The 21364-nt window shown below is 72.0% G+C and carries 23 protein-coding genes and 1 tRNA gene; 12 read left to right on the forward strand and 12 right to left on the reverse strand.

The features are described 5' to 3' along the window. The first annotated feature begins 82 nt into the window (after positions 1 to 82). From ACFYL6_RS21010 to ACFYL6_RS21025, 4 genes are all read left to right on the forward strand, one after another. Positions 83 to 358 carry a hypothetical protein gene (locus ACFYL6_RS21010; protein ID WP_387173431.1) on the forward strand — a complete coding sequence of 92 codons (276 nt, stop codon included), beginning with the start codon at positions 83 to 85 and terminating at the stop codon, positions 356 to 358. Between the two features lie 66 nt (positions 359 to 424). Then, a complete protein-coding gene (locus ACFYL6_RS21015) occupies positions 425 to 835 on the forward strand; it encodes a GntR family transcriptional regulator (RefSeq protein WP_387173433.1) in 411 nt (136 codons plus the stop codon). Positions 836 to 1178: 343 nt separating this feature from the next. After that, positions 1179 to 2213: a hypothetical protein gene (locus ACFYL6_RS21020; protein ID WP_387173435.1), complete on the forward strand. Its 1035-nt coding sequence runs from the start codon at positions 1179 to 1181 to the stop codon at positions 2211 to 2213. Between the two features lie 127 nt (positions 2214 to 2340). Further along, on the forward strand, positions 2341 to 2781 hold the full coding sequence (locus tag ACFYL6_RS21025) for a hypothetical protein (RefSeq protein WP_387173436.1): 441 nt from the start codon (positions 2341 to 2343) through the stop codon (positions 2779 to 2781). Positions 2782 to 2862: 81 nt separating this feature from the next. On the opposite strand, the gene ACFYL6_RS21030 is transcribed toward ACFYL6_RS21025, so the two are convergent. Further along, positions 2863 to 2949 (reverse strand) — tRNA-Ser (locus ACFYL6_RS21030). A gap of 161 nt (positions 2950 to 3110) precedes the next feature. Here ACFYL6_RS21030 and ACFYL6_RS21035 point away from each other — a divergent pair. Beyond that, entirely contained in the window at positions 3111 to 4109 is a 999-nt protein-coding gene (locus tag ACFYL6_RS21035) for an NAD(P)H-quinone oxidoreductase (RefSeq protein ID WP_387173438.1), read from the forward strand. On the opposite strand, the gene soxR is transcribed toward ACFYL6_RS21035, so the two are convergent. After that, complete coding sequence (gene soxR / locus ACFYL6_RS21040) at positions 4102 to 4575, reverse strand: redox-sensitive transcriptional activator SoxR (protein ID WP_238662400.1); 474 nt, start codon at positions 4573 to 4575, stop codon at positions 4102 to 4104. The two genes, ACFYL6_RS21035 and soxR, sit on opposite strands and share 8 nt — an antisense overlap. 47 nt (positions 4576 to 4622) lie before the next feature. Here soxR and ACFYL6_RS21045 point away from each other — a divergent pair, with 47 nt between their 5' ends. Then, a complete protein-coding gene (locus ACFYL6_RS21045) occupies positions 4623 to 5318 on the forward strand; it encodes a transketolase (protein WP_387173440.1) in 696 nt (231 codons plus the stop codon). A gap of 5 nt (positions 5319 to 5323) precedes the next feature. Beyond that, positions 5324 to 6217 (forward strand): transketolase family protein, encoded by an 894-nt coding sequence (locus ACFYL6_RS21050; RefSeq protein ID WP_387173442.1) that lies wholly within the window; start codon positions 5324 to 5326, stop codon positions 6215 to 6217. Here ACFYL6_RS21050 and ACFYL6_RS21055 read toward each other — a convergent pair. Next, positions 6203 to 6910 carry a glycosyltransferase family 2 protein gene (locus ACFYL6_RS21055; RefSeq protein ID WP_030487790.1) on the reverse strand — a complete coding sequence of 236 codons (708 nt, stop codon included), beginning with the start codon at positions 6908 to 6910 and terminating at the stop codon, positions 6203 to 6205. The genes ACFYL6_RS21050 and ACFYL6_RS21055 overlap by 15 nt on opposite strands. Before the next feature lie 123 nt (positions 6911 to 7033). On the opposite strand from ACFYL6_RS21055, the gene ACFYL6_RS21060 reads away from it, so the two are divergent. Beyond that, positions 7034 to 9235 carry an ArnT family glycosyltransferase gene (locus ACFYL6_RS21060; RefSeq protein WP_387173444.1) on the forward strand — a complete coding sequence of 734 codons (2202 nt, stop codon included), beginning with the start codon at positions 7034 to 7036 and terminating at the stop codon, positions 9233 to 9235. Between the two features lie 42 nt (positions 9236 to 9277). On the opposite strand, the gene ACFYL6_RS21065 is transcribed toward ACFYL6_RS21060, so the two are convergent. The 5 genes from ACFYL6_RS21065 to ACFYL6_RS21085 all read right to left on the reverse strand — a co-directional run bounded on the left by ACFYL6_RS21065 (position 9278) and on the right by ACFYL6_RS21085 (position 13795). Then, complete coding sequence (locus ACFYL6_RS21065; RefSeq protein ID WP_387173446.1) at positions 9278 to 9877, reverse strand: hypothetical protein; 600 nt, start codon at positions 9875 to 9877, stop codon at positions 9278 to 9280. Positions 9878 to 9933: 56 nt separating this feature from the next. Then, on the reverse strand, positions 9934 to 11400 hold the full coding sequence (locus ACFYL6_RS21070) for a sensor histidine kinase (RefSeq protein ID WP_387173449.1): 1467 nt from the start codon (positions 11398 to 11400) through the stop codon (positions 9934 to 9936). Then, complete coding sequence (locus tag ACFYL6_RS21075) at positions 11393 to 12085, reverse strand: response regulator transcription factor (protein WP_124822475.1); 693 nt, start codon at positions 12083 to 12085, stop codon at positions 11393 to 11395. Before ACFYL6_RS21075 ends, ACFYL6_RS21070 begins: the two co-directional genes overlap by 8 nt. An 84-nt stretch (positions 12086 to 12169) precedes the next feature. Further along, complete coding sequence (locus ACFYL6_RS21080; protein WP_238662381.1) at positions 12170 to 12676, reverse strand: hypothetical protein; 507 nt, start codon at positions 12674 to 12676, stop codon at positions 12170 to 12172. Positions 12677 to 12787: 111 nt separating this feature from the next. Next, entirely contained in the window at positions 12788 to 13795 is a 1008-nt protein-coding gene (locus ACFYL6_RS21085) for an aminoglycoside phosphotransferase family protein (RefSeq protein ID WP_387173451.1), read from the reverse strand. A 187-nt stretch (positions 13796 to 13982) separates the two neighbouring features. On the opposite strand from ACFYL6_RS21085, the gene ACFYL6_RS21090 reads away from it, so the two are divergent. Together ACFYL6_RS21090 and ACFYL6_RS21095 are read left to right on the forward strand one after the other, a co-directional pair. Beyond that, positions 13983 to 14921, forward strand: coding sequence for a hypothetical protein (locus ACFYL6_RS21090; protein ID WP_387173453.1), 939 nt, complete (start codon positions 13983 to 13985; stop codon positions 14919 to 14921). A gap of 79 nt (positions 14922 to 15000) precedes the next feature. Then, positions 15001 to 15891: a maleylpyruvate isomerase family mycothiol-dependent enzyme gene (locus ACFYL6_RS21095; protein WP_387173455.1), complete on the forward strand. Its 891-nt coding sequence runs from the start codon at positions 15001 to 15003 to the stop codon at positions 15889 to 15891. A 31-nt stretch (positions 15892 to 15922) separates the two neighbouring features. Here the strand turns inward: ACFYL6_RS21095 and ACFYL6_RS21100 are convergent, their stop codons facing one another. Continuing rightward, positions 15923 to 17095 carry a thiolase family protein gene (locus ACFYL6_RS21100; protein ID WP_387173457.1) on the reverse strand — a complete coding sequence of 391 codons (1173 nt, stop codon included), beginning with the start codon at positions 17093 to 17095 and terminating at the stop codon, positions 15923 to 15925. A 112-nt stretch (positions 17096 to 17207) separates the two neighbouring features. Between ACFYL6_RS21100 and ACFYL6_RS21105 the strand changes: the two genes are divergently transcribed. Next, positions 17208 to 17636 carry a PH domain-containing protein gene (locus ACFYL6_RS21105; RefSeq protein WP_387173459.1) on the forward strand — a complete coding sequence of 143 codons (429 nt, stop codon included), beginning with the start codon at positions 17208 to 17210 and terminating at the stop codon, positions 17634 to 17636. Here ACFYL6_RS21105 and ACFYL6_RS21110 read toward each other — a convergent pair. Both ACFYL6_RS21110 and ACFYL6_RS21115 read right to left on the reverse strand, forming a co-directional pair. After that, positions 17629 to 18540: a rhomboid family intramembrane serine protease gene (locus ACFYL6_RS21110; RefSeq protein WP_387173460.1), complete on the reverse strand. Its 912-nt coding sequence runs from the start codon at positions 18538 to 18540 to the stop codon at positions 17629 to 17631. The genes ACFYL6_RS21105 and ACFYL6_RS21110 overlap by 8 nt on opposite strands. Positions 18541 to 18634: 94 nt before the next feature. Next, a complete protein-coding gene (locus tag ACFYL6_RS21115; protein WP_091396894.1) occupies positions 18635 to 19165 on the reverse strand; it encodes a peptidylprolyl isomerase in 531 nt (176 codons plus the stop codon). Between the two features lie 84 nt (positions 19166 to 19249). Here ACFYL6_RS21115 and ACFYL6_RS21120 point away from each other — a divergent pair, with 84 nt between their 5' ends. Continuing rightward, positions 19250 to 20029: a hypothetical protein gene (locus ACFYL6_RS21120; RefSeq protein ID WP_387173462.1), complete on the forward strand. Its 780-nt coding sequence runs from the start codon at positions 19250 to 19252 to the stop codon at positions 20027 to 20029. A 104-nt stretch (positions 20030 to 20133) separates the two neighbouring features. Here ACFYL6_RS21120 and corA read toward each other — a convergent pair whose 3' ends face one another. Continuing rightward, positions 20134 to 21288 carry a magnesium/cobalt transporter CorA gene (gene corA / locus ACFYL6_RS21125; RefSeq protein ID WP_387173464.1) on the reverse strand — a complete coding sequence of 385 codons (1155 nt, stop codon included), beginning with the start codon at positions 21286 to 21288 and terminating at the stop codon, positions 20134 to 20136. Positions 21289 to 21364: the final 76 nt, after the last annotated feature.

The following is a 21364-nucleotide window of genomic DNA, read 5'->3' on the forward strand; positions in this document are numbered from 1 at the left end:
TGCCGTGACCTGCGGTGATGGCGGGAGGTAGCGCGTAGCACCACCTCAGCTCACACCCCCGAAAACCACCCCTGGAGGCACCGTGGACGCCCTGACCGCCGCTACCGCCACCCCCGAGCACCCCATGCCGTGGGGCTGGCTCCTGGCCGCTCTGACGGTCGCCGCCTTGGCCTACGCCGCGTCGTGCGCGTGGTGGCCGTTCGCCCACTGCGGCAAGTGCGAGGGCAAGGGGAAGTTCGCTCGGAAGGACTCGAAGGTGTGGCGGCGGTGCCGCCGGTGCAAGGGCTCCGGGTCGCGGCTGCGGGTCGGCCGGAAGGTGTGGAACCGGTTCGCGAAGGTCCGCAACGCCAGCCGCTGACCTTCCGCCCTTGGGCCCTAGGGCCTTGTCCGTACATGTTGGTGTCGATCCGTAGCGTGCTCCAGCGTGATCAACCACGCCGCCGAGCGAGCGGTGTACCGACAGATCGCCGACGTGCTGCGCGACCGGATCCAGTCGGGGCAGCTCAGGCCGGGCGACGACCTGCCGTCGGTGCGACACCTCGCCCAGGAGTACGGCGTCGGCACCGACACCATCCAGCGGACGATGGACGTCCTGCGCAACGAGGGCCTGATCGGGACCGTGCGCGGATACCCTGCCTGGGTGGTCGAAGAGCGGGACCGCATCAAGGTCAGCGTGCCACGCGGCGCCGAGTTCATCGCCCGCATGCCCACCGACGCGGAGCGCACCGAGCTGGGCATCGAGCCGGGCGTCGTGGTGCCGATCGTCGTGGTGATGGTCGGTGGTCGGGAGCGCGGGAAGTACGCGGCGGACCGGACACGCTTCACGTTCAGCTAGCCCTACGGGCGATCTTGGTAGCGTTGCACCGCAGCCATGGGGCCTGCGTCGCTGTGTCTGATCAACCCGAAGTTACGCATGCTGAACGCAAGTTGCACGGATAGAAGCGCTCCCAGTGCGGATGAAGCAGACTGCCGGACAGGAACTGCGCGGGAATCCCGCCGAGCCGAACGTATAAAGATCGCCGACACAGGTCGCGCCCCGCCTCCACCGGGGGCAGGATGGTCACCTCGTAGTGATCAGGACGACACTCATGAACGTCCCCGCACAGGGGGCAACAGCAGGGATTTGGTCCCGTCGATGGGATCGCTGGCACGTACTCCGGGGGGAGGTGACGACGCCGATGACGACAAGGACCACACTGCGACGTCTCGCCCTTGGGGCAGGACTCACCATCGCCGGCTGCGTCGGCGCCCTCGCCATGAGCACCGCCGCCCACGCCGACGACGCCCAACGCCCGGGGGGTGCGTTGGGAACCGTCGTCGGCGTGGTCGACGAGGTGACGCCCGAACCCACGCAGGAACCGGAGCCGCCGGCCGAGGAAGCACCAGCCGAGCCGGAGCCCACCAAGGAGCCGGAACCCGACCCGGAGCCGACGACCGCGCCGGAACCCGAGCAGGACGCGCCCGCCGACGAGCCGACGTCCGAGCCGGCCGAGGACACCCCGACCGAGCACGCCCCGGTAGACGAGCCGCCGGCCGCCGACCCGGTCGTCCCGCCGGTCGAGGTGCCCGTCGAGGTGCCGGTGGACCTTCCCGCGCCACCCGTCGAAGTACCGGAGGTGCCGACACCTCCAGCTCCCGCACCGGTCGTCGTCCCGATCCCGCCCCTGCCGACCCCGGCGCCCGTCGCCACCCCGGCGCCCACCGAGCCGACGCAGCCCACCCCGCTCGACGTCCCGGTCACCACCGTCCCGCCGGGCGCGCAGCTGCCCCCGGCGCCGGTAGTCGAGGTGCCCGGCCTGCCCGTCATCGGCCCCGTGGCTGGTACCGGCACCCTGCTCCCCGGCCTGGCCCCCGCGACGGACAGCGCGGAGCGGCCGGACCGCGAACCGCAGTGCACCAGCGACCGGGGCGACGACGTCACCCCCGACCACGGCCGCGGTGTCGTGCGCACCATCACCGACCGGCGCACCGGGCTGCCCGCCGCCCACCGTGTGCCGGCACCGCTGAAGCCCTGCCCCACCCCGGCCGGACCCGACGGCCAGGCCATCACCGCCGGCAACGTCAAACCGCCACCACCCACCGGTGAACAGCTCGTCGCCCTCACCGCCGGCGGCGCCTACAGCGCACCCGTGCTCCACCGGCTCACCCAGCTGCGTCCCCGCGGTGACATCCCCGCCGGCCGCACCGAGCACATCGAGCCCGGACCCGCCTGAGCTGGCCACGCCCGCAGCGCGACAGCGGGCACGTGCCGGCCTGGCCGGCGGGAGGTGGGGGACCGCGACACCCAACCTCCGATCACCTCTCCACCACCAGCACAACCCGATCGGAGCTGATCGCGTCATGTACTACTCGAAGCGCCCATCCGTCGCCCCCTGCACGCTGGCCGGTGGTGTCATTGCCGTTGGCGTCGTCTCGATCGTCGCCCGGGCGTTGCACAGCTTCACCACGTTCACCCTGGCCCCACCGTTCGACGTCCTCGGCTTCGTCGTGGGGGTGACGTTCCCCATCGGCGGACTCATCTGGCTGGGCTGGTTGCTCATCGGCGGCCTGCACGCTCAGGTCCGGGCACTCACCGCGGAGAACGACAACCTGCGCAACCAGCAGGTCAGCGTCGAGTCGGTGATCGCCGCCGTCGTTGCCGCTGACCAACAGGTCGAGGTCAACGGGGTGAAACTCGCCAAGATCCAGGAGATGGTGCGGGACCTGTGGCGGGCGAACGCGGAGCAGCAGACCCAACCCATTGCCCCGCTTCGATCCATCAACGGCAAGGGCAGTGCGTAGTCCCCCCCACCAGCCCCCCATCAGCAATCAGCCCCCGTCGGGAAACGGGGGCTGAGCTGCGTAAACAGCCGTCTCGCTGGGCGGAGGGTGTGGGATTCGAACCCACGAAGACATCGCTGCCTTACCGGTTTTCAAGACCAGCGCCATCGGCCACTAGGCGAACCCTCCTGGGCCGCCACCCGTGGGCGTACGGCCACGCATAGTCTGCCACGGCTCGCTCCGGGCGGCCCGGTGTCCCTCCCCGGTGCGCCGGCCAGGCGGTCTCGCGTGTCCACAGTGGGCTGGAGGGTGCGCCTGCGGCACCCGGTGAGATCGGGAAGACTGGGCCCATGCGAGCCATCACGATTCCGGAGCCCGGTGGACCTGACGCGCTGGTCTGGGCCGAGGTGCCCGACCCGGAGCCGGGCCCGGACGAGGTGATCGTGGATGTGCGGGCCAGCGGGGTCAACCGCGCTGACCTGCTGCAACGGCAGGGGCACTACCCGCCGCCGCCGGGCGCGCCCGCGTACCCCGGGTTGGAATGCTCTGGGGTGATCACGGAGGTTGGCGCGGAGGTCGCCGGTTGGGCGGTCGGGCAGCAGGTCTGCGCGCTGCTGGCCGGCGGCGGGTACGCGGAGCGGGTGGCGGTCCCCGCCGGGCAGTTGCTGCCGGTGCCGGCGTGCGACCCGGTGGATGCGGCGGCGCTGCCCGAGGCAGCCTGCACGGTCTGGTCGAACCTGGTCCAGGTGGCGCGGCTCGGCGCGGGCGAGACGCTGCTGGTGCACGGCGGGGGCAGCGGGATCGGCACCTTCGCCATCCAGCTCGGGGCGGCCCTCGGCGTGACCGTGCTGACCACCGCGCGGGAGACCAAGCACGCCCGGCTGCGTGAGCTGGGCGCGGCCCACCTGATCGATTACCGGGAGCAGGACTTCGTCGAGGAGGCCCGGCGGGTCACCGACGGGCGCGGGGTGGACGTCATCCTCGACATCATGGGCGCGTCCTACCTGGGGCGGAACGTCTCCGCGCTGGCCACCGGCGGTCGGCTCGTGGTGATCGGGATGCAGGGTGGGCGCAAGGCCGAGTTGGATCTGGGCGCGCTGTTGACCAAGCGGGCGAGCGTCACCGCGACGTCGCTACGGTCCCGTCCGCTCGCCGAGAAGGCGGAGATCGTGCAGGGCGTACGGGATGAGGTGTGGCCGTTGGTCGAGTCGGGCCGGATCCGGCCGATCGTGGACCGGCGGCTGCCGATGACCGAGGCGGCGGAGGCGCACCGGCGCGTCGAATCGCACGACCACTTCGGCAAGGTGCTCCTCACCCGCCCACCGGGCGGGCGGTCAGCCGTCAGTTGAGCGAGCCTGCCAGCGTCGGGTCGTCGGTCGGTCGGGGCAGCACCAGCCGGGCGCCCGGGCCCTCGCCGGCCAGCGTGTCCTCCGGGTTGTTGAGCGTGCAGCGCTGCAACGACAGGCAGCCGCAGCCGATGCAGCCGTCCAGGTCGTCGCGGAGCTTGGTGAGCAGCCGGATCCGCTCGTCCAGCCTGCTCCGCCAGCTCGCCGAGAGCCGCGCCCAGTCCTGCGGGCTGGGGGTGCGGGCCTCGGGGAGCGAGTCGAGTGCCGCCCGGATCTCGTCGAGCGAGACGCCGACCTGCTGGGAGATCCGGATGAAGGCGACCCGCCGCAGCTCGGCGCGGGCGTACCGGCGCTGGTTGCCGCCGGTACGGTCGGCGCGGATCAGCCCGAGTCGCTCGTAGTAGCGCAGCGCCGACGGTGCCACCCCGGAGCGGGCGGACAGCTCACCGATCGTCAGTAGATCCGGCATCAACAGGTCCTTGAGTTGAAGTGCACTTCAACTCACACAGTAGTGGCATGACCACCGCACTGACCACCGACAGCAGCGCCCGACTGCCCGGGCTGATCCGACGACTGACCGGCGACGAGAAGCACGCGCCGAGCGCGCACTCCACCATCGACGTGCTCCAGGTGCTCTACGACCGGGTGCTGCGGGTCACCCCCGACACCGCCGACGACCCGGAGCGGGACCAGTTCCTGCTCTCCAAGGGCCACGGACCGGCCGCCTACTACGCGGTGCTCGCCGCGCACGGTTTCATCCCGGAGGCCTGGCTCGACGACCTGGCCGGCCCGGAGAGCCGGCTCGGCCACCACCCGGACCGACGCCTGGTGCCCGGGGTCGAGATCAGCTCCGGATCCCTCGGGCACGGGCTCGGGCTGGCCGTCGGCACCGCGCTCGGCCTACGCGCCCAGGGGCTGCACAAACCCCGGGTGTACGTGCTGCTCGGCGACGCCGAACTGGACGAGGGATCCAACCACGAGGCGATCGCGTACGCGGGAGCGATAGGCCTGGACAGCCTCACCGCGGTTGTGGTGGACAACGCGTCGGCCAGCTACGGGTGGGCCGGTGGTATCGCCAGCCGGTTCACCGTCAACGGTTGGACCGCCGACACCGTGGACGGCCGGGACCACGAGGCCCTGTACGCGGCGCTGACCGGGCACCGGCCACGACACCCGCACCTGGTGGTCGCCCGCACCGAGAGCAAGGGATGACCGACATGCGTACCGCCTTCATCGACACCGCCACCGCCCTCCTCGACGAGGATCCGCGTACCGCACTGGTGCTGGCCGACATCTCGGTGAGCCAGTTCGCCCCGGTAGGCCACCGACACCCGGACCGGGTGCTCAACGTGGGGATCCGGGAGCAACTGATGATCGGGGTGGCCGGCGGGCTCGCCCTGACCGGGCTGCGTCCGATCGCGCACTCGTACGCGACGTTCCTGGTGGACCGGGCGTACGAGCAGATCAAGCTGGATCTGGACCACCAGGGCGTGGGCGCCGTCCTGGTCAGCATCGGCGCGTCGTACGACGGGTCGGCGGAGGGCCGCACCCACCAGTCACCCGGGGACGTGGCGCTCTTCGACTCCCTCGGCGACGGCTGGACGGTCCGGGTGCCCGGCCACCCGGACGAGGTGGCGCCGCTGCTCCGCACCGCCGCGACCTCCGACGATCCGATCTACCTGCGGCTCTCCGAGCAGGGCAACGCCGAGGCGTACCCGGATGCCAGCCGGCTACGGGTGCTGCGGCGGGGCGGAACGAACGCGCCGCTCGTGGTGGCGGTCGGACCGATGCTCGACCCCACCCTGGCGGCGACCGAGGGGATGGACGTGACGGTGGCGTACACCCACACGCCCCGGCCGTTCGACACTCGTGGGCTGCGGGCGCTCGCCAACACCGACGTGGTGCTTGTCGAGCCGTACCTGGCGGGCACGTCGAGCGCGGTCGTCAGCCGGGCTCTGGCGGACGTACCGCACCGGCTGCTCGCGCTCGGGGTGGGTCAGACCGACCTGCGACGGTACGGCGATCCGGCCGACCACGCCCGGTGGCATGGTCTGGACGCCGACGGCCTGCGGCTGTCGATCAGCGCGTTCCTGGGGTCAGTTGGCGGCTGAGACGGCGGGGCGGCGGCGAGCGCGCTCGCGCCCGAGGATCCAGATCGCCTCGACGCCGTCCTTCCAGGTGATCTTCTTGCCCTCTTCCCGGCCGCGTGCCCGGTAGCTGATCGGCACCTCGTACGGCCGGATGCGGCGACGCAGCAGCTTGCCGGTCACCTCGGCCTCCATGCCGAAGCCGCGCGAACGCACCTCGAGCGACCGGTAGAGCGCCACCGGCATCAACTTGAAGCAGGTCTCCAGGTCACCGATGTACGAGTTGAACAGCACGTTGGCCGCCATGGTGACGCCCTTGTTGCCCATCACGTACCAGAAGCTGTAGGCGCTGTGGCTGCCGAAGGTGCGATTGCCGTAGACCACCGTGGCCCGCCCGTCGAGCACCGGGTCGAGCAGCTTGGGGATGTCCTGCGGGTCGTACTCCAGGTCGGCGTCGAGGATGACCATGTAGTCGCCCTCGGCGCTGTCGACCGCCGTCTTGATGGCGGCACCCTTGCCGGCGTTGCGCTGGTGGGTGATGACCCGCAGGCGTGCGTCGTCGGCGCGGCCGAGGACCTCGCCGGTGCCGTCCCGGCTGCCGTCGTCGACGACTACCAACTCGATCTCACAGGGATAGTCCACCGCCAATGCCTGCTTGAGGGCATCCGCGATGCGTTCTTCCTCGTTGTAGACCGGCATGAGGATCGAGAGCTTCACGGGAATCTCCACGGTGGCGGCAACACGTCGGCCATAGCCTAGCCTGGTTGGTTTGTTAACCGCGTACCGCCACTGCGGGGCAGCCGGCGCGGCGGGTTCAGACCCATGGTGTTTACTTCCGCCATGTCGGCTGCCGGCTCCCTGCTCGCGGCGGTTCCTGCCGCCGCGGTGCTCCTGCTCACCGTCGCGACGAGGCCACGCGAGGCTGGTGCGGTGGCACCGCTGCGGCTCGCCGTGGTGCGCGCCGTCCTGCTCAGCGGGGCGTACGCGGTGCTCGTCGTCGAGGTGCTCGGCGCGTCGCACGCACTGACCCGACCCGCCTTCGCCGTCGCCTGGCTGCTCTTCCTGGCCGCGGCCGCGACGGCGGCCGGTCTGCGCTGGCGACGGGAGGCTCGCCTCGGCCAGCCGGTCGGCGCCGCGCCGGTGCCAGTCACCACCGCGTCGCGGCCGGTTCCGGTGGGCGCGGTGGTGTCCGGTGGCAACCCCGACGTGTCCGCCCCGGCCGCCGAGCCCGGTGGGGCCGCCACCGCGCCGACTCGGGCCGGTCGGAGGGCCGCCGGCCTGCTCGCCACGGCGGTCGACACCTGGCGTACGGCCCGACCGGGCGAACGGCTCCTCGCCGGCACGATCGGCGGGCTGGTCCTGGTGGAGTTGCTGGTCGCGCTGCTGGCCGAGCCGAACAACTTCGACTCGCAGACGTACCACCTGCCGAAGGTGGAGCACTGGGTCGCCCAGGGCGACCTGGACTTCTGGCCCACCGCCATCCACCGGCAGGTGACCATCCCGCCCGGGGCCGAGTACCTGCTGCTGCACCTGCGCCTACTCACCGGCGGGGACGCCCTGCACAACCTGGTGCAGTGGGCGGCCGGGGTGGTCTGCCTCCTGGTGGCCGCACGGATCACCGCGCAGCTCGGCGGCGGCCGGCGGGCCCAGTTGCTCACCGCGTTCGTGTTGGCGACCACGCCGATGGTGGTGCTCCAGGCGACCAGCACGCAGACCGACCTGATCTGCGCGGCGTGGGTGGCCTGCGCGGCGACTCTGACGCTGGACGGGCTGCGTCGACGGACCGGCTGGGGCACGCTGCTCGGGCTGGGGGCGGCCACCGGGTTGACCGCGGTGACCAAGACCAGTGGGCTCATCGCGGTCGGCCCGCTGCTGGTGCTCTGGGGGTTGGCCCAGCTGAGGCTGGCCCGGACCGGTCAATCGGCAGCGGCGAGCACGTCAGCGGCGGGTGCGGGTCGGCGGTCCTGGCCGGTCGGCGGGCTGGCCCGCACGGTCGGCGGTTCGGTGCTGATCCTGGTGGTCGCGGCCGTGGTGGTCGGCCCGTTCCTGGCCCGGGTCACCGCCGAGTTCGGGCACCCGCTGGGGCCGCCCCGGCTGCGCGAGTCCATCCCGATGGAGCGACACGACCCGGCGTCGATAGTGGTCAACGCGCTGCGGATCGGACACACAGCGTTCGACACACCGCTGGCGCCCCTGCGTCGGGCCGGGGCCGAAGTGATCATCAGCGGCGCCGAGGCGATCGGGGTCGACCCACAGGACCGCGCGATCACCTTCGGTCGGGAGCTCTTCCCGGAGCCGGCCTGGTATCCGGATGAGGACCGCGTGGCGTTTCCGCTGGCCGGGGCACTGGCGGTGATCGGCGCGGTGATCGCGCTCGCCCGACCACGGCGGATCGCCGCCGAGCGGGCCGGGTCGCTGCGGGCGTACGCCGTGGTGGTGCTGACCGCCGTGCTGCTGCACACCGCGATGATCAAATGGCAGCCGTGGGGCAACCGGCTGCTGCTCTACGCCGTGGTGCTCGCCGTACCCCTCGCCGGCCTCTGGCTGGACGCGCTCCTGCGCAACCGTGCGGGCGGACGTCGAACGGTTGCCACCGTGGCGGCCGTCACCGTGCTGGCCACCTCGGCGCTGGCCGGAGTGCTCGCGCTGTCGTACGGCTTCCCGCGCCGGCTGGTCGGTGCCGGCTCGGTCTTCACCACCTCCGACTGGGACACCCGGTTCCTGCGCCGCCCACAGTGGGCCGACGAGTTCCGCTGGGCGGCGACCGCGGTCCAGGACAGCGGCGCGCGACGGATCGGGCTTGTGCAGCAGAACGACAACTGGGAGTACCCGTGGTGGCTGCTGCTGCGGCACCCCGACGGCGGCTCACCGGACCTGGTGGCGTTGCAGTCGGTACTGCCGGAACGACCGCCCGCCGACCCCTCCTCGGTCGACGCGATCGTCTGCACCGGCAGCGAGGCGGCCTGCGCCAAACTCGTCCCGGCCGGCTGGCGGCTGGAGTTCGACGGTTACGTCGGCTACGCCCTCCCGCCGGGCCGTTAGTGACGAGGGCAGGGGCCCTGGCGTCGACCAGGGCCCCTTCGCTCACTTGGCGCGGGGAATGAGGATGAGCCGGGCCACGCCCTTGTCGCCGTCCTTCGCGCCGGCAACGCCGAGCGTCGCGCCGACCTTGACCTCGCTCGGCTGCACGGTGGCCCGCCGCTCGACCACCCGCAGGTCGTCGCCAAAGGTCCAGCTCATGGTGAAGCCGTCGGTGGACTTGACGGTCATCGAGTCGCCGTCGATCGCGGTGACCTCGCCGCGCTGCACGGCGACGGTCTGCGTACCGCCGTCCTTCGTCTTCACCACCGCCTCACCGTGCAGCGTGTTCTTGCGCAGCAGCACGCGGGCCTGGCGGCGCTTGCGCCACTCCTCGCCGCGCTTGTCCCGGGCCTTCTCCTTGGCGCTGGGGGACGCGCCCGGCGTCGGGGTGGCCGGTGCGGCGACGGTCAGCACGTCCAGGTCGTCGGCGTCGAAGCCCATCGCGGCCAGCGCCTGACCCTCGACCCCCATGGCGGCGGCGACCTCGACGGCGACGTCCCGGGCGGGCTGGCTGGCCACCTCGGCCGCGCCGCAGCCGCTGACGCCGAGCGCGACTGCCGCGAGCAGTGCCGTGGTGCCGGTGGCGATACCCCAACGTGGCATGACTCTCCCTCTCGTCCGTGGAGCCCTCAGCCTTCCCCGCGACGACGAGCGGAGCGTCAGGCCGATGTTCGGGTCAGGTAAGGATCACCGGGCAGCCGGACGGTGAAGGCGGCACCACCCTCCGGCGCGTGCCCCGCGGCGATCTCCCCGCCCAACCGACGGACCAGCCCGGCGGCCAGCGCCAACCCCAACCCGCTGCCCACCTTGCGCACCCCCCGGTACCGCTCGTGCAGCGCACCGCGTTCGAAGGCCACCGCCAGGTCGTCGTCGGTGAAGCCGGGCCCGCCGTCGCGGACCTCCAACACGCCGCCGTGCGCCGGGTCCGCGCCAGCCGGCCGGACCGCGAGCACCACCGGCGACCCCGGGGGTACGACCCGCAGCGCGTTCTCCAACAGCCCGTCCAGCACCTGCCGGATCCTCCCCGGATCGGTGTACGCGGGCACCGGCCGACCGGGCGTCTCCACCCGGAACGGCACGCCCACCGCGGCGCACCGGCCGGACCAGGTCGGCTCCGCGTCGACGGCCAGTTGGGTCAGGTCCACCGGCACCGGTTCGAGGGGGAAGTCGGCGGCCTCCAGCCGGGCCAGTGCCAGCAGGTCACCGATCAGCCGGTCCAGGTGTTGGGCCTCGGCCAGCATCGTCCGGCCGGTGTCCACCGTGTCGTCGACGCCGAGCACCCCGTCGGCGAGCGCCTCGGCGTACCCCCGGATCGCGGTCAGCGGGGTGCGGAGCTCGTGCGAGACGGAGAGCAGGAACTCCCGCTGTCGACCCTCGCTGGTGGCGAGGGCGGCAGCCAACCCGTTCAATGCCTCGGCCAGGTCGGCGACCTCGTCCGGCGACTCGACCGGCACCCGGACGGCGCGGTCACCAGCCCGCAGCCGGGCGGCGGCGGTGGCCGCGACGCGGATCGGCCGAGCCAACCGGCGGGCCAGCAGCAGCCCGGCCACCACACCGGCGGTCAACCCGGCCAGCAACGGCAACCAGAGACTGAGCAGCACCCGGGCCCACAGTCCGTTGGCCAGCGGACGGGAGAGCACCACCCCGTTGCCGCCGGGCAGGGCCCGACCCTCGACCAGGGCCCGCTCACCGTTGACCGAGCGACGAGCCGACACGTTGCGGCCCTGCCCGATCCGCTGCACCACCCGGGGTGGCAGACCCGCCCGGTCGACCGCCCCACGCCGGATCAGGTACGCGTCGATGCCCTGGTCGCGCAGTTGCTGGATGAGCCGTTCCTCGTCGGCGCTACGACCCCTATCGAGGCGGGTCCGCAGCACCTCGGCCGCGAGCCGGGCCTGGGCGGCGAGCGCCTCCTGCTCGCTCCGCTCCGCGCCACGGATCGCCAACGGCACCGCGACGATGGCGGTGACCAGCACCGACACCAGCGCCACCGCGCAGGTGACGAGCACCGCGCGGGCGGTCAGCGTACGGCCGAAGCGGCCTCGTCGAGGCGCGGCGGGTGGGGTGGCGCCGACCACCGGCAGGGCCATGGTCGGCGACTCGACGTGCCCGGGGTGGTCAGGCATCGACCGCGTACCCCACACCGCGATGGGTCCGGATCACGCTCGCCGGGCCGAGCTTCGCCCGCACCTGGGCGACGTGCACGTCCACCGTCCGGGTGCCGGCGTGCGCGGCGTAGCCCCAGACCCCGGCGAGCAGCTCCTCCCGGGTGAAGACCCGGCCGGGCCGGGCCATCAGGTGGGCCAGCAGGTCGAATTCGGTGGAGGTGAGCTGCACCGGGGCGCCGGCGGCGGTGACCGTGCGGCGGGCCGGGTCGAGCGTCACCGGGCCGACGACCCGTGGCCGGTCCGCGCCCTCCGGGCCGCCGGCGGATCGGCGCAGCACCGCGCGCACCCGGGCGACCAGTTCGCGTGGGCTGAACGGCTTGGTGACGTAGTCGTCGGCGCCCAACTCCAGGCCGACGATACGGTCCACCTCGTCGTCCCGGGCGGTGAGGAAGATGACCGGGGTCCAGTCGCCGGCCTCGCGCAGCCGGCGGCAGATCTCGGTGCCGGGCAGGCCCGGCAGCGCGATGTCCAGCACACAGGCCACCGGGCGCAGCCGGCGGGCCGCGCTCAGACCGGCCTCGCCGTCACGTTCCAGGTGGACGCCGAACCCGTCCCGGGTGAGGTAGAGCCGGACCAGGTCGGCGATGGCCGGCTCGTCCTCCACGACGAGGACGAGCCCGCGATGCGGTGGTTCGACGGTCACCGGCCCATGATTGCCGACGGCGGAGGCTCGGCGCGATCGGCGCGTGTTCGAGTTCGGTAAAGGTGGAACGAAGCGGGGGTCAGCTCACCAGGACGGAGCGAACATCCCGGGCCGCGCGACGGCCGGTGCGTCACCGATGCTGGCGACGACCCGCGCGCCGGGCGGTCGCAGGCGGGTCCGGAACGCCTGGTTGAGCAACGCATCGAGCTGCCAGACCTGCTTCGGGTGACTGGTCCGGATCAGGAACCGTTCGCGGATCCCGTCGATCGCGGTGGCCGCCATCTCGACCGACTGCAGCCGCGGGTCCGGGCTCCAGGTGACGTTGCTCAGCTCGCGCAACTCGGTGTTGAGGTGCAGGCGCAGTCGGTGCAGGAGGCGGGTCTGCTGGGTCACCACCAGGCGGCGGTGGGTGAGCAGGAGGAGGTAGTCGCCGGTGACCGGGCGGTCGGGGCGGCTGCAACGGGTGACCAGGATGGTGGCGTCACCGGAGCCGACGCAGCGCCGGAAGACCGGCATGTGCCGGCTCACCGTCTGCACGGCCAGGCCAGCCTCAGCGGCGGCCGGGAGGAACGTTCGGGAGAAGACGTCCATGACCTGCCCAACGACCTCCCCAGCGGGGTGACGTGGGTCACGGAGGACTTTTGGAAGTTCCACGCCGCCCGTCGCACAGCCTGTCCGACTTCCGACTCGGACGGATCATGGTCAGGCGTTGGGCTGAAGTGGACTGGCGGCGAACAGCTCCTCCAGCCAGCCCGGGACCGCGTCGGCGTACTCGGCGCGGGACTCCTCGGGGGTGTCCAGCGCTCGACGCCAGGAGAGCGACCGGCTCACCGGCCCCAGAGCGATCGCGAGGTCGGCGGCCTCGACGAGGGTCCGGCGGTCGTACCGGTCGGTCCACGCCTCCAGGTAGGCGTCGCGCAACCGAACCAGTTGGGCGTCGTCCGCGGCGAGCTTCCCGGCGTGCCCGATGGAGCGCAGGGTCACCAGCAGCGTGCCGAACGGGTGCGCCACCGAGGCGTCACCCCAGTCGAAGTAGCGGTACCCGGCCGCCCCGGCGAAGACGTTGCCGTCATGCAGGTCGTCGTGTTGCACGGTGGCCGGGATGCCGATGTCGGCGAGCCGGCGGCTCCGCTGCGCGTACGACGGCAACTCGGCCCGCAGCCGCTCGTGCACCTCCGCGCTGAGCCCGCCCTCGGCGCCGATCAGCAGCGCCTCGCGATCGTCGAGCAGTTCGGCGAAGAGGCCGGCCAGCACCTCCGGACGCTGATCCGGCACGCCCAGGGCGACCAACTCGTCGGCGCGCGGCACGGTGGCCAGTTGCAGCGCCGCGTACCCGGGCAACGCCCGTTCCCAGTGCGCCAGATCGGGGTCGCGTGCCAGCACGTCGCGCAACGACTCGCCGCCGTCGGGCAGCAGCGACCAGCCCTGCGCCGGGTCCACCGCGATCGGCGTCAGCACCCGGTCGGGCGTCAACTCGGCGAGCGCCGCGATCAGGACCACCTCGTGCACCGTGCCCGGGTTATTGGCCTTGAACCAGACCGGGCCGTCGTCGGTGGGCACCCGCCACACCAGCGACCAGGGACGGACCCGCGGCTCCACCGGCCCGGTCACCCGTCGGCCGGCCCGGCTCAGCTGCGCGTCGACCCAGGACCGGGCCTGCGTCTGCCACTGCTCGCCGGACCAGTCCGGGGCACGCTCGATCGTCGTCACGCTGGGCACCCTAGGCCGTCTTCCCGAGTTTCGGGACCGCTTATTCCGTGCCGGCACGGCACTGCGTCCCCAGCGGAGGCGGTGGCATCTGCCAATTGCGCACTCTGCGAGATGCGCCGAGGAAGCTCTGAGCGACATTATCGCTGCGCCCTGTAATCATGCTCGAACCGGCTCGGGGAGTAGAGCTATGACGGGAACGCCAACCACAGCCACGCGAGACCTCACGCGCCCCTCCGCCGCCGAACGTCCACAACGCAACGGCGTCATCATCGCGGCCAGCGTGGCGGCCGGAGTCCTGCTGGCGGTGCTCTGGTCCTACGAGTTCGTCGACTCGGTCATCGGTGACAGCGTCGCCAGCGGGATCCTCGGCCATGACGCGAAGGCGACGGCGATCTCCGGTACCGCCGCCGGCCTGGTGTTCGCGTTCGTGTCGGGCCTCGCCGGCACGTTCACCGCGTGCAACATCGCGATGCTCGCGTCCATCGGGCCGCTCGGCGCGGCAAGCTCTGCCAACGGTGACCGGCTCCGGCTGCTGCTGCGGCCGGTCGGCTACCTCACCCTGGGCATGGTCGCCGTCGCCGCGGTGTACGGGTTCGTCGGGGTCCTGCTGGGTGACCGGCTCCCCCAGCTGTCCACCGACACCGCCGGTGGGGTGCCGGTACGCATCATCCAGTCGTCGGTGGTGTTCGGCGTCATCGGACTGGCCCTCATCTACCTGGGGCTGGCCGCGATCCGGACGGTGCCGGACGTGTTCGCCGACCGGCCGGTCGCACGGGTGATCACCCTCGGCGCGCTCATCGGCGGCTTCCTCATCGGCCGGCCGTACCCGTTGTTCAACAAGCTGTTCCACTGGGCGGTCGACAGCGGCAACCCGCTGTACGGTTCGGCCGCGTTCGTGCTGCAGTCCCTCGGCAACATCGTCGTGGTCACCGCACTGTTCGCGCTGCTGATCATGCTCACCCGCGGCCGGTTCATCAGCTGGCTCGCCGCCGACGTACGCCGCAGCATGGTGATCAGCGGCGCGCTGCTCATCGCCCTGGGCGTCTTCACAGTCGTGTACTGGGACGTCCGGGTGCCCTCGATCTTCGGCTTCGGGTGGTTCCCCACCATGTTCTACAACGACTGACGCCGGTCCAGACCTGCCGCTGCCGGAAGATGGCACATTCGAAGATGTTCCGGCGCGCTGGGTGCTCGATGCTGTTCGTGTGACTGGCGCGGCAGATCCAGACCGGTGGAGTGTGGCCAACACGGCCCTGCGAACGGCCACCGACCGGTTCACCGACCTGGTGGCCGCCGCGCCCTCACCCGACGTCATGGCGACCGCCGACTGGACCGTGGCCGACACCCTCGCGCACGTGGTGTCGATCGCGGTGCTGTACGTGTCGAGGCTGGAGGGCACCGAGATCCCCATCCGGGTGCCAGGGCTGGAGGACCTGCTGGCCACCACGAACGTGGACACGGTGGCCGACGTCAACACCCAGGTGCTCGCCCACTTCACCGAGCGCGACCCGGAGGTGCTGCTGACGCAGCTGAACACCCTGGTCGGCCGCCTCCTGACGACGTCGGCCGATCCGCGCTCGACGGTGAGTTGGCTGGGCAACGCGCGGGTGACGGTCGGCGGCCTGTTCGCCCATCTGACCAACGAGCTGCTCGTGCACGGCTGGGACATCGCGCGGGCGCTCCGCCGGGCGTGGCCGATGCCGGACGAGCACGCCGCGCTCTACTGGGACCTGTTCATGTTCGACATGCTGCGCGACACGTACGGGGTGCTGCTCAACACCGAGCTGTCGATGCCCCGGCACCACGTGTCGGTGCAGTTCCGCTCGGAGTACACGCCGACGACGACGCTGACCCTGGGCGACCGCCGGGTGCGGATCGCGCCACCCGACGCCCCGTTCGACGCGAGCGTGACGTTCCGCCCCGCCCGGTTCAACCTGATGATGTTCGGCCGGATCAGCACCGCGCAGGCGGTGCTGCGGCGCGACGTCGTCATCGGCGGGCCGAGGCCGTGGCGGCTGCCCGCGTTCCTCCGGGTCGTGCACATGCCCAACGGCCGGCTCGCGCCCCCACCAGCATCCGGGCCCCAGCGCAGGTGACCGCCGCCCGGACCGACGTGCGGCGGTGTCCTCAGATCAGCTCGACGACTGTGGCGTTGGCCATGCCGCCGCCCTCGCACATGGTCTGCAGTCCGTAACGGATGCCGTTGTCCCGCATGTGCTGGAGCATGGTGGTCATGATCCGGGCACCGGAGCCGCCGAGCGGGTGACCGAGGGCGATCGCCCCGCCGCGCGGGTTGAGCCGCTCCGGGTCCGCCTCGGTCTCCGCCAGCCAGGCCAGCGGCACCGGGGCGAACGCCTCGTTCACCTCGTACACCCCGATCTCCTCGATGCCCAGCCCCGCGCGGCGCAGCGCCTTCGCGGTGGCCGGGATGGGCGCGGTGAGCATGGTGACCGGGTCATCGGCGGCGACCACGGCGGTGTGGATCCGGGCCAGCGGGCGCAGGCCGTGCCGGCTGGCCCAGTCGGAGGTGGTCACCACGAGGGCCGCGGCGCCGTCGGAGATCTGGGACGCCGAGCCGGCGGTCACCACGCCGTCGGCGCGGAACGGGGTGGCCAGCTCGCCCAGCTTCTCCAGTGAGGTCTCCCGGCGGATGCCCTCGTCGGCGGCGAACTTGCCCCCGTCGGCCAGCGGCACCGGGGTCAGCTCCGGGTCGAACGCGCCGGCGTCCTGCGCGGCGGCTGCCTGCTCGTGGCTGGCCAGCGCGAACTCGTCCAGCTGGGTACGCGAGAGGCGCCACCGCTGGGCGATCAGCTCGGCCCCGACCCCCTGGTTGAACGGCAGCGGCGCGTCGTCGGCGAAGCCCTCGACGCCCCGGTAGCGGGCGCGCAACTGGTCACTGAACGGCATGCCGCCGGCCACACTGGAGCCCATCGGCACCCGGGTCATCGACTCGACGCCACCGGCGACCACCAGGTCGGCCTGGCCGGAGAGCACCGTCGCCGCGGCGAAGTGCAGGGCCTGCTGGCTGGAGCCGCACTGCCGGTCCAGGGTGGTGCCGGGCACCGTCTCGGGCCAGCCGGCGGCGAGCACAGCGTTGCGGGCGATGTTCCACGACTGCTCACCGACCTGGGACACGCAGCCCCAGAAGACGTCGTCGACCTGGGCCGGGTCGAGCCCGGTCCGCTCGGCGAGGGCGCGCAGCACGTGCGCCGAGAGGTCGACCGGGTGGACGCTGGCGAGGCTGCCCTTGCGCCGCCCGACCGGGGTACGTACCGCGCCGACGATGACCGCGTCACTCATGTTTACTCCCCGGTAACTTGGGCTGCCCCGATCCTACGTCGTCCATCGACCGGTCGTCCGGCCACACCTGCACGAGGTGCCGGAATCCGACGGCCGCTGGCATGCTGGGCGGGTGAATGAGACGTCCCCGACACGGCAGTGGCGAGTGCCGTCGAGCCTGCCGGCGGCGAAGCTGGCCGGCGCCGTCCTGCTCGTCGCGCTCGGGCTGCTCTTCGCCGACGGCGACCCGGTCCGCCTCGCGGTGGCCGCCCTGGCCGCCGCAGCTCTGGCCGGCTGGGCGGTACGCGACCTGGTCGCACCGGTCCGGTTGGCGGTGGCCCCGGCCGGGCTCACCGTCATCCACGGCTTCGCGGGTCGGCGGCTGCTGCCCTGGTCGGCGGTCGAGGCGATTGCCGTCGACCGACGACCCCGACTGGGGCTGACCAGCGAGACCCTGGAGATCGACGCGGGCAACTCACTGCACCTGTTCGGCCGGTACGACCTGGGGGCCACCCCGGAGGAGGTGGCCGCCACGCTGCGGGCGGCCCGCCCGGTCAGCTGAGCAGTTGGGCGGTACGGAAGAGCACCAGCGCGAGCAAGATCAGCAGGATGATCGCGCCACCGGCGGCCTGCACCAGCGTCCGCCGACTCCGCGGCGCGTACGCAAGCACCAACGCCATCAGCGCGCCGACCACCAGCCCGCCCAGGTGCCCCGGGATGGAGATGCCCGGCACGGCCAACGTGAACACCAGGTTGATCACCAGGATCGGGATGATCCGGGAGATGTCCCGGCCCAACCTGCGCTCGATGATGATCAGCGCGGCGAAGAGACCGAACACGGCGGTCGACGCGCCGACCGTGGCCGCCCGCGGGCTGCTGAACAGGTAGGCGGCCACGTTGCCGCCGAGGCCCGCGATCAGGTAGAGCGCGGCGAACCGCACCCGCCCGAGGTTGGCCTCCAACGACCGGCCGAGCACCCACAGCGCCCACATGTTGAGCAGCAGGTGGAGCACGCCGTAGTGCAGGAACATCGCCGTGACCAACCGGTACCACTGGCCCTCGGCGATCCCCCCGAGCGTGTAGTCGGAGAGGTAGGCCCGGCCGAGCACCGCACCCCACTCGGTCAGCGGCGTGCTGCCACCCATCAGGCCGCCGAAGCCGGAGCCGCCGACCGCCGCGTCCCCGCCCCGGGCGGAGGCGATGGAGAGCAGCAGGAACAGCACGTTCACGGCGATCAGCGCCTTGGTGACATAGCCGTGCCGGCCGGCCGTACCGCCGCCGAAGGCGGTACGCGCCGGCCGGACACTGCGACGCCCCTCGTTGACGCACTCCGGGCACTGGTGCCCGACCGAGGCATCCCGCATGCAGTCCGGGCAGATCGGCCGGTCACAGCGGGAGCACCGGACGTAGGTCTCCCGGCCGGGGTGCCGGTAGCAGACCGGGGTGGTCGGCGGAGACTCGCTCACCGGGCCGACCCTCCGTCCGCCACCACACGGTCCACCGGCACCGGCCGTGCTCCGGAGCGCTCAATCATGCGAGCAAAGGTACCTCGCCGGTCGCTCAGGAAGCGGACCGCTCGATCTCGACCCGCTCGATGACGACGTCCTGGAGCGGACGGTCGCTCGGACCGGTCGGGGTGTTCGCGATCGAATCCACGATCTTCACCGACTCCTCGTCGGCGACCTGGCCGAAGATGGTGTGCCGGTTGTTGAGGTGCGGCGTCGGGGACACGGTGATGAAGAACTGCGAACCGTTGGTGCCCGGTCCGGCGTTCGCCATCGCCAGCAGGTACGGACGGTCGAACCGCAGCTCCGGGTGGAACTCGTCGGCGAACTTGTAGCCCGGTCCGCCCCGGCCGGTGCCGGTCGGGTCGCCCATCTGGACCATGAAACCGCTGATCACCCGGTGCGAGATGGTGCCGTCGTAGTACGGACCGCTGCCCGGCTGACCGGTGCGCGGGTCGGTGTACTCACGGTTGCCCTCGGCCAGGTCGACGAAGTTGCGGACGGTCTTCGGCGCGTGGTTGGGGAAGAGCTCCAGCCGGATCGGGCCAGCGTTGGTGTGCAGGGTGGCGTAGACAGCCTCGGCCACGGGTACTCCTCACTTGTTGGTCAGTTCCATGCGGATCCTCCCATGTGCCCGATCTGGCATCGCGGAGGCATCCGAAGGTGGAGGATGACGAAGGAACAACTCCCAGGAGGTAGGACCGTGTTTGGATTCGGGCGGCGTAAGTCCCAGGGGCAGTTGGCTAAGGCCGAACTGAACCAGAGCATCAGCCACCTGATGCTGGCAGCCAACCACGCCGCGAAGGGCGCTGGCGCGACCGTCGGCCCGCGGGTCCAGGTGGCCCGGGGCTACGTCGGGCCGACCGCCGCGAAGGTACGCGACCGCGCGTCGACCGGCTGGGGGACGACTCTCACCACGCTGGCACCACTGGCGGCGGCTGCTCGTGACGGCGCCGCGCAGGCAGGGCCGCTGACCAGGAAGGCCAAGTCGAAGACCATGCGGATCACCGGTAAGAAGAAGCAGCCGCGTCGTCGCGGCTCGATGATGACCGGCCTGTTGGCGGCGGGTGCCATCGCCGGCCTGGCCGGCGCGGTCGCGCTGCGTCGCCGCCGGGAGCAGCAGGAATGGGCCGAGTACGACCCGACCCGCAGCACCCTGGAGCCGATGCGCGACGAGGTCGACTCGATCGAGGTGCGTACACCGTCCGCCACCAAGGGGTCCGACGGGTCGGCCATGTCCGGCGCGGCGGGCATGACCGGCGCGGGCAGCTCGGCGGTTGCCGGCGGCGCCAGCGCCAGCACCACCGCCCCGACCAAGCAGACCGGTGTCCGCCCGACGGACAAGGTCCCGTCGGTCGCCGAGGGCGCCACGGACGTCTCCGGTCGGCCGACCGACGACCTCACCAAGGCACTGGGCAAGGACACGGCCCGCACCAACGGCCGCCGCTGAGGTCAGCGACAGCGCATCGGGCGCCGGCGAGTGGGTTGACCCCGCTCGTCGGCGCTTCCGCGTCAGGTGGTGCTCTTCGACCGGCGGCGCTTCCGCCCCCGCGGTCAGAGCCAGCCGTTGCGGCGGAACCAGCGGTAGAGGGCCAGTGAGACGCCGAGCATGAGGGCGAGCACCACCGGATAGCCGTACGTCATCTTCAGTTCGGGCATGTTGTCGAAGTTCATCCCGTAGATGCCGGCGATGGCGGTCCAGACCGCGGCGATGCCGGCCCAGGCGGCGATCTTGCGCATGTCGTTGTTCTGGTCCACGGTGACCTGGGCCAGCCGCGCCTGGAGGATCGAGTTCAGCAGGTCGTCGTAGGAGTTCACCTGCTCCACGGTGCGGCTCAGGTGGTCCTGCACGTCCCGGAAGTACTTGCGGATCTCCTTGGGCACGTCCCGGTTGACCTGGGAGGTCAGCGACATCAGCGGCCGCTGCAACGGCACCACCGCGCGCTTGAACTCCACCAGCTCCCGCTTCATCTGGTAGATCCGCTGAATCCGACCATGACTGTGACGGTCGAAGACCTCGGCCTCCAGCACGTCCAGGTCGTCCTCGATCTGGTCGGCCACCTCCAGGTAGAGGTCGACCACCCGGTCGGTCACCCCGTACGCCACCGCCCACGGGCCCTGGAGCAGCAGCTCCTGCTTGGTCTCCAGGTCGGCGCGGATCGGGGCGAGCCGGCAGGCGTCCCCGTGGCGGACGCTGATCACGAAGTTCGGGCCGATGAAGAGCATCACCTGCCCGGTCTCCACCACCTCGGAGTTCTCGGTCAGCTCGGTGTGCTCGCAGTACCGGGCGGTGCGCAGCACCAGGAAGACGACGTCGCCGAACCGCTCCAGCTTGGGGCGCTGCTCGGCCTTGACCGCGTCCTCGACCGCCAGCTCGTGCAGGCCGTAGGTCTCCGCGATGGCGGTCATCTCGGCCAGCTCCGGCTGGTGCAGACCGATCCAGACGAAGCCGTGCTCCTCGCGGCGCGCCGCGGCCAGCGCCTCCGCGTACGTCCAGTCGCCGGGCTGCCGCTTGCCGTCGACGTAGAGCGCGCAGTCGACCACCGCGCTGCGGCCGGTGCCCGTGCCCGCCGGGGCCGGGACGGGCGGCGAGCCGTCGACGTTGAGGATCCGGGTCATCGCCCGGACCGGGGAGGGCCACGCCCGTGGTCGCAGCACCCGACCGGTGGTCGACGGTGCCGTCCGGTCCCGCTCTGTCCGATCCGTCATCGCGTCACCTCCCGCGCTCAGCTGCGGCTTGCAGGCTACGCCGACTGCGGCCGAGGACCGGTGTGACGGCGGTCGC

The organism is Micromonospora sp. NPDC007208 (genome assembly GCF_042869175.1).
Taxonomy (GTDB): domain Bacteria; phylum Actinomycetota; class Actinomycetes; order Mycobacteriales; family Micromonosporaceae; genus Micromonospora; species Micromonospora foliorum.

Excerpts from the sequence above, each read along its gene's own strand:
- corA (WP_387173464.1), bottom strand. The coding sequence starts at position 21,288 with ATGACGGATCGGACAGAGCGGGACCGGACGGCACCGTCGACCACCGGT.
- ACFYL6_RS21060 (WP_387173444.1), top strand. The coding sequence starts at position 7,034 with ATGTCGGCTGCCGGCTCCCTGCTCGCGGCGGTTCCTGCCGCCGCGGTG.
- ACFYL6_RS21045 (WP_387173440.1), top strand. The coding sequence starts at position 4,623 with ATGACCACCGCACTGACCACCGACAGCAGCGCCCGACTGCCCGGGCTG.
- ACFYL6_RS21080 (WP_238662381.1), bottom strand. The coding sequence starts at position 12,676 with ATGGACGTCTTCTCCCGAACGTTCCTCCCGGCCGCCGCTGAGGCTGGC.
- ACFYL6_RS21090 (WP_387173453.1), top strand. The coding sequence starts at position 13,983 with ATGACGGGAACGCCAACCACAGCCACGCGAGACCTCACGCGCCCCTCC.
- ACFYL6_RS21120 (WP_387173462.1), top strand. The coding sequence starts at position 19,250 with ATGACGAAGGAACAACTCCCAGGAGGTAGGACCGTGTTTGGATTCGGG.
- ACFYL6_RS21020 (WP_387173435.1), top strand. The coding sequence starts at position 1,179 with ATGACGACAAGGACCACACTGCGACGTCTCGCCCTTGGGGCAGGACTC.
- soxR (WP_238662400.1), bottom strand. The coding sequence starts at position 4,575 with ATGCCGGATCTACTGACGATCGGTGAGCTGTCCGCCCGCTCCGGGGTG.
- ACFYL6_RS21025 (WP_387173436.1), top strand. The coding sequence starts at position 2,341 with ATGTACTACTCGAAGCGCCCATCCGTCGCCCCCTGCACGCTGGCCGGT.
- ACFYL6_RS21100 (WP_387173457.1), bottom strand. The coding sequence starts at position 17,095 with ATGAGTGACGCGGTCATCGTCGGCGCGGTACGTACCCCGGTCGGGCGG.
- ACFYL6_RS21070 (WP_387173449.1), bottom strand. The coding sequence starts at position 11,400 with ATGCCTGACCACCCCGGGCACGTCGAGTCGCCGACCATGGCCCTGCCG.
- ACFYL6_RS21035 (WP_387173438.1), top strand. The coding sequence starts at position 3,111 with ATGCGAGCCATCACGATTCCGGAGCCCGGTGGACCTGACGCGCTGGTC.
- ACFYL6_RS21050 (WP_387173442.1), top strand. The coding sequence starts at position 5,324 with ATGCGTACCGCCTTCATCGACACCGCCACCGCCCTCCTCGACGAGGAT.
- ACFYL6_RS21065 (WP_387173446.1), bottom strand. The coding sequence starts at position 9,877 with ATGCCACGTTGGGGTATCGCCACCGGCACCACGGCACTGCTCGCGGCA.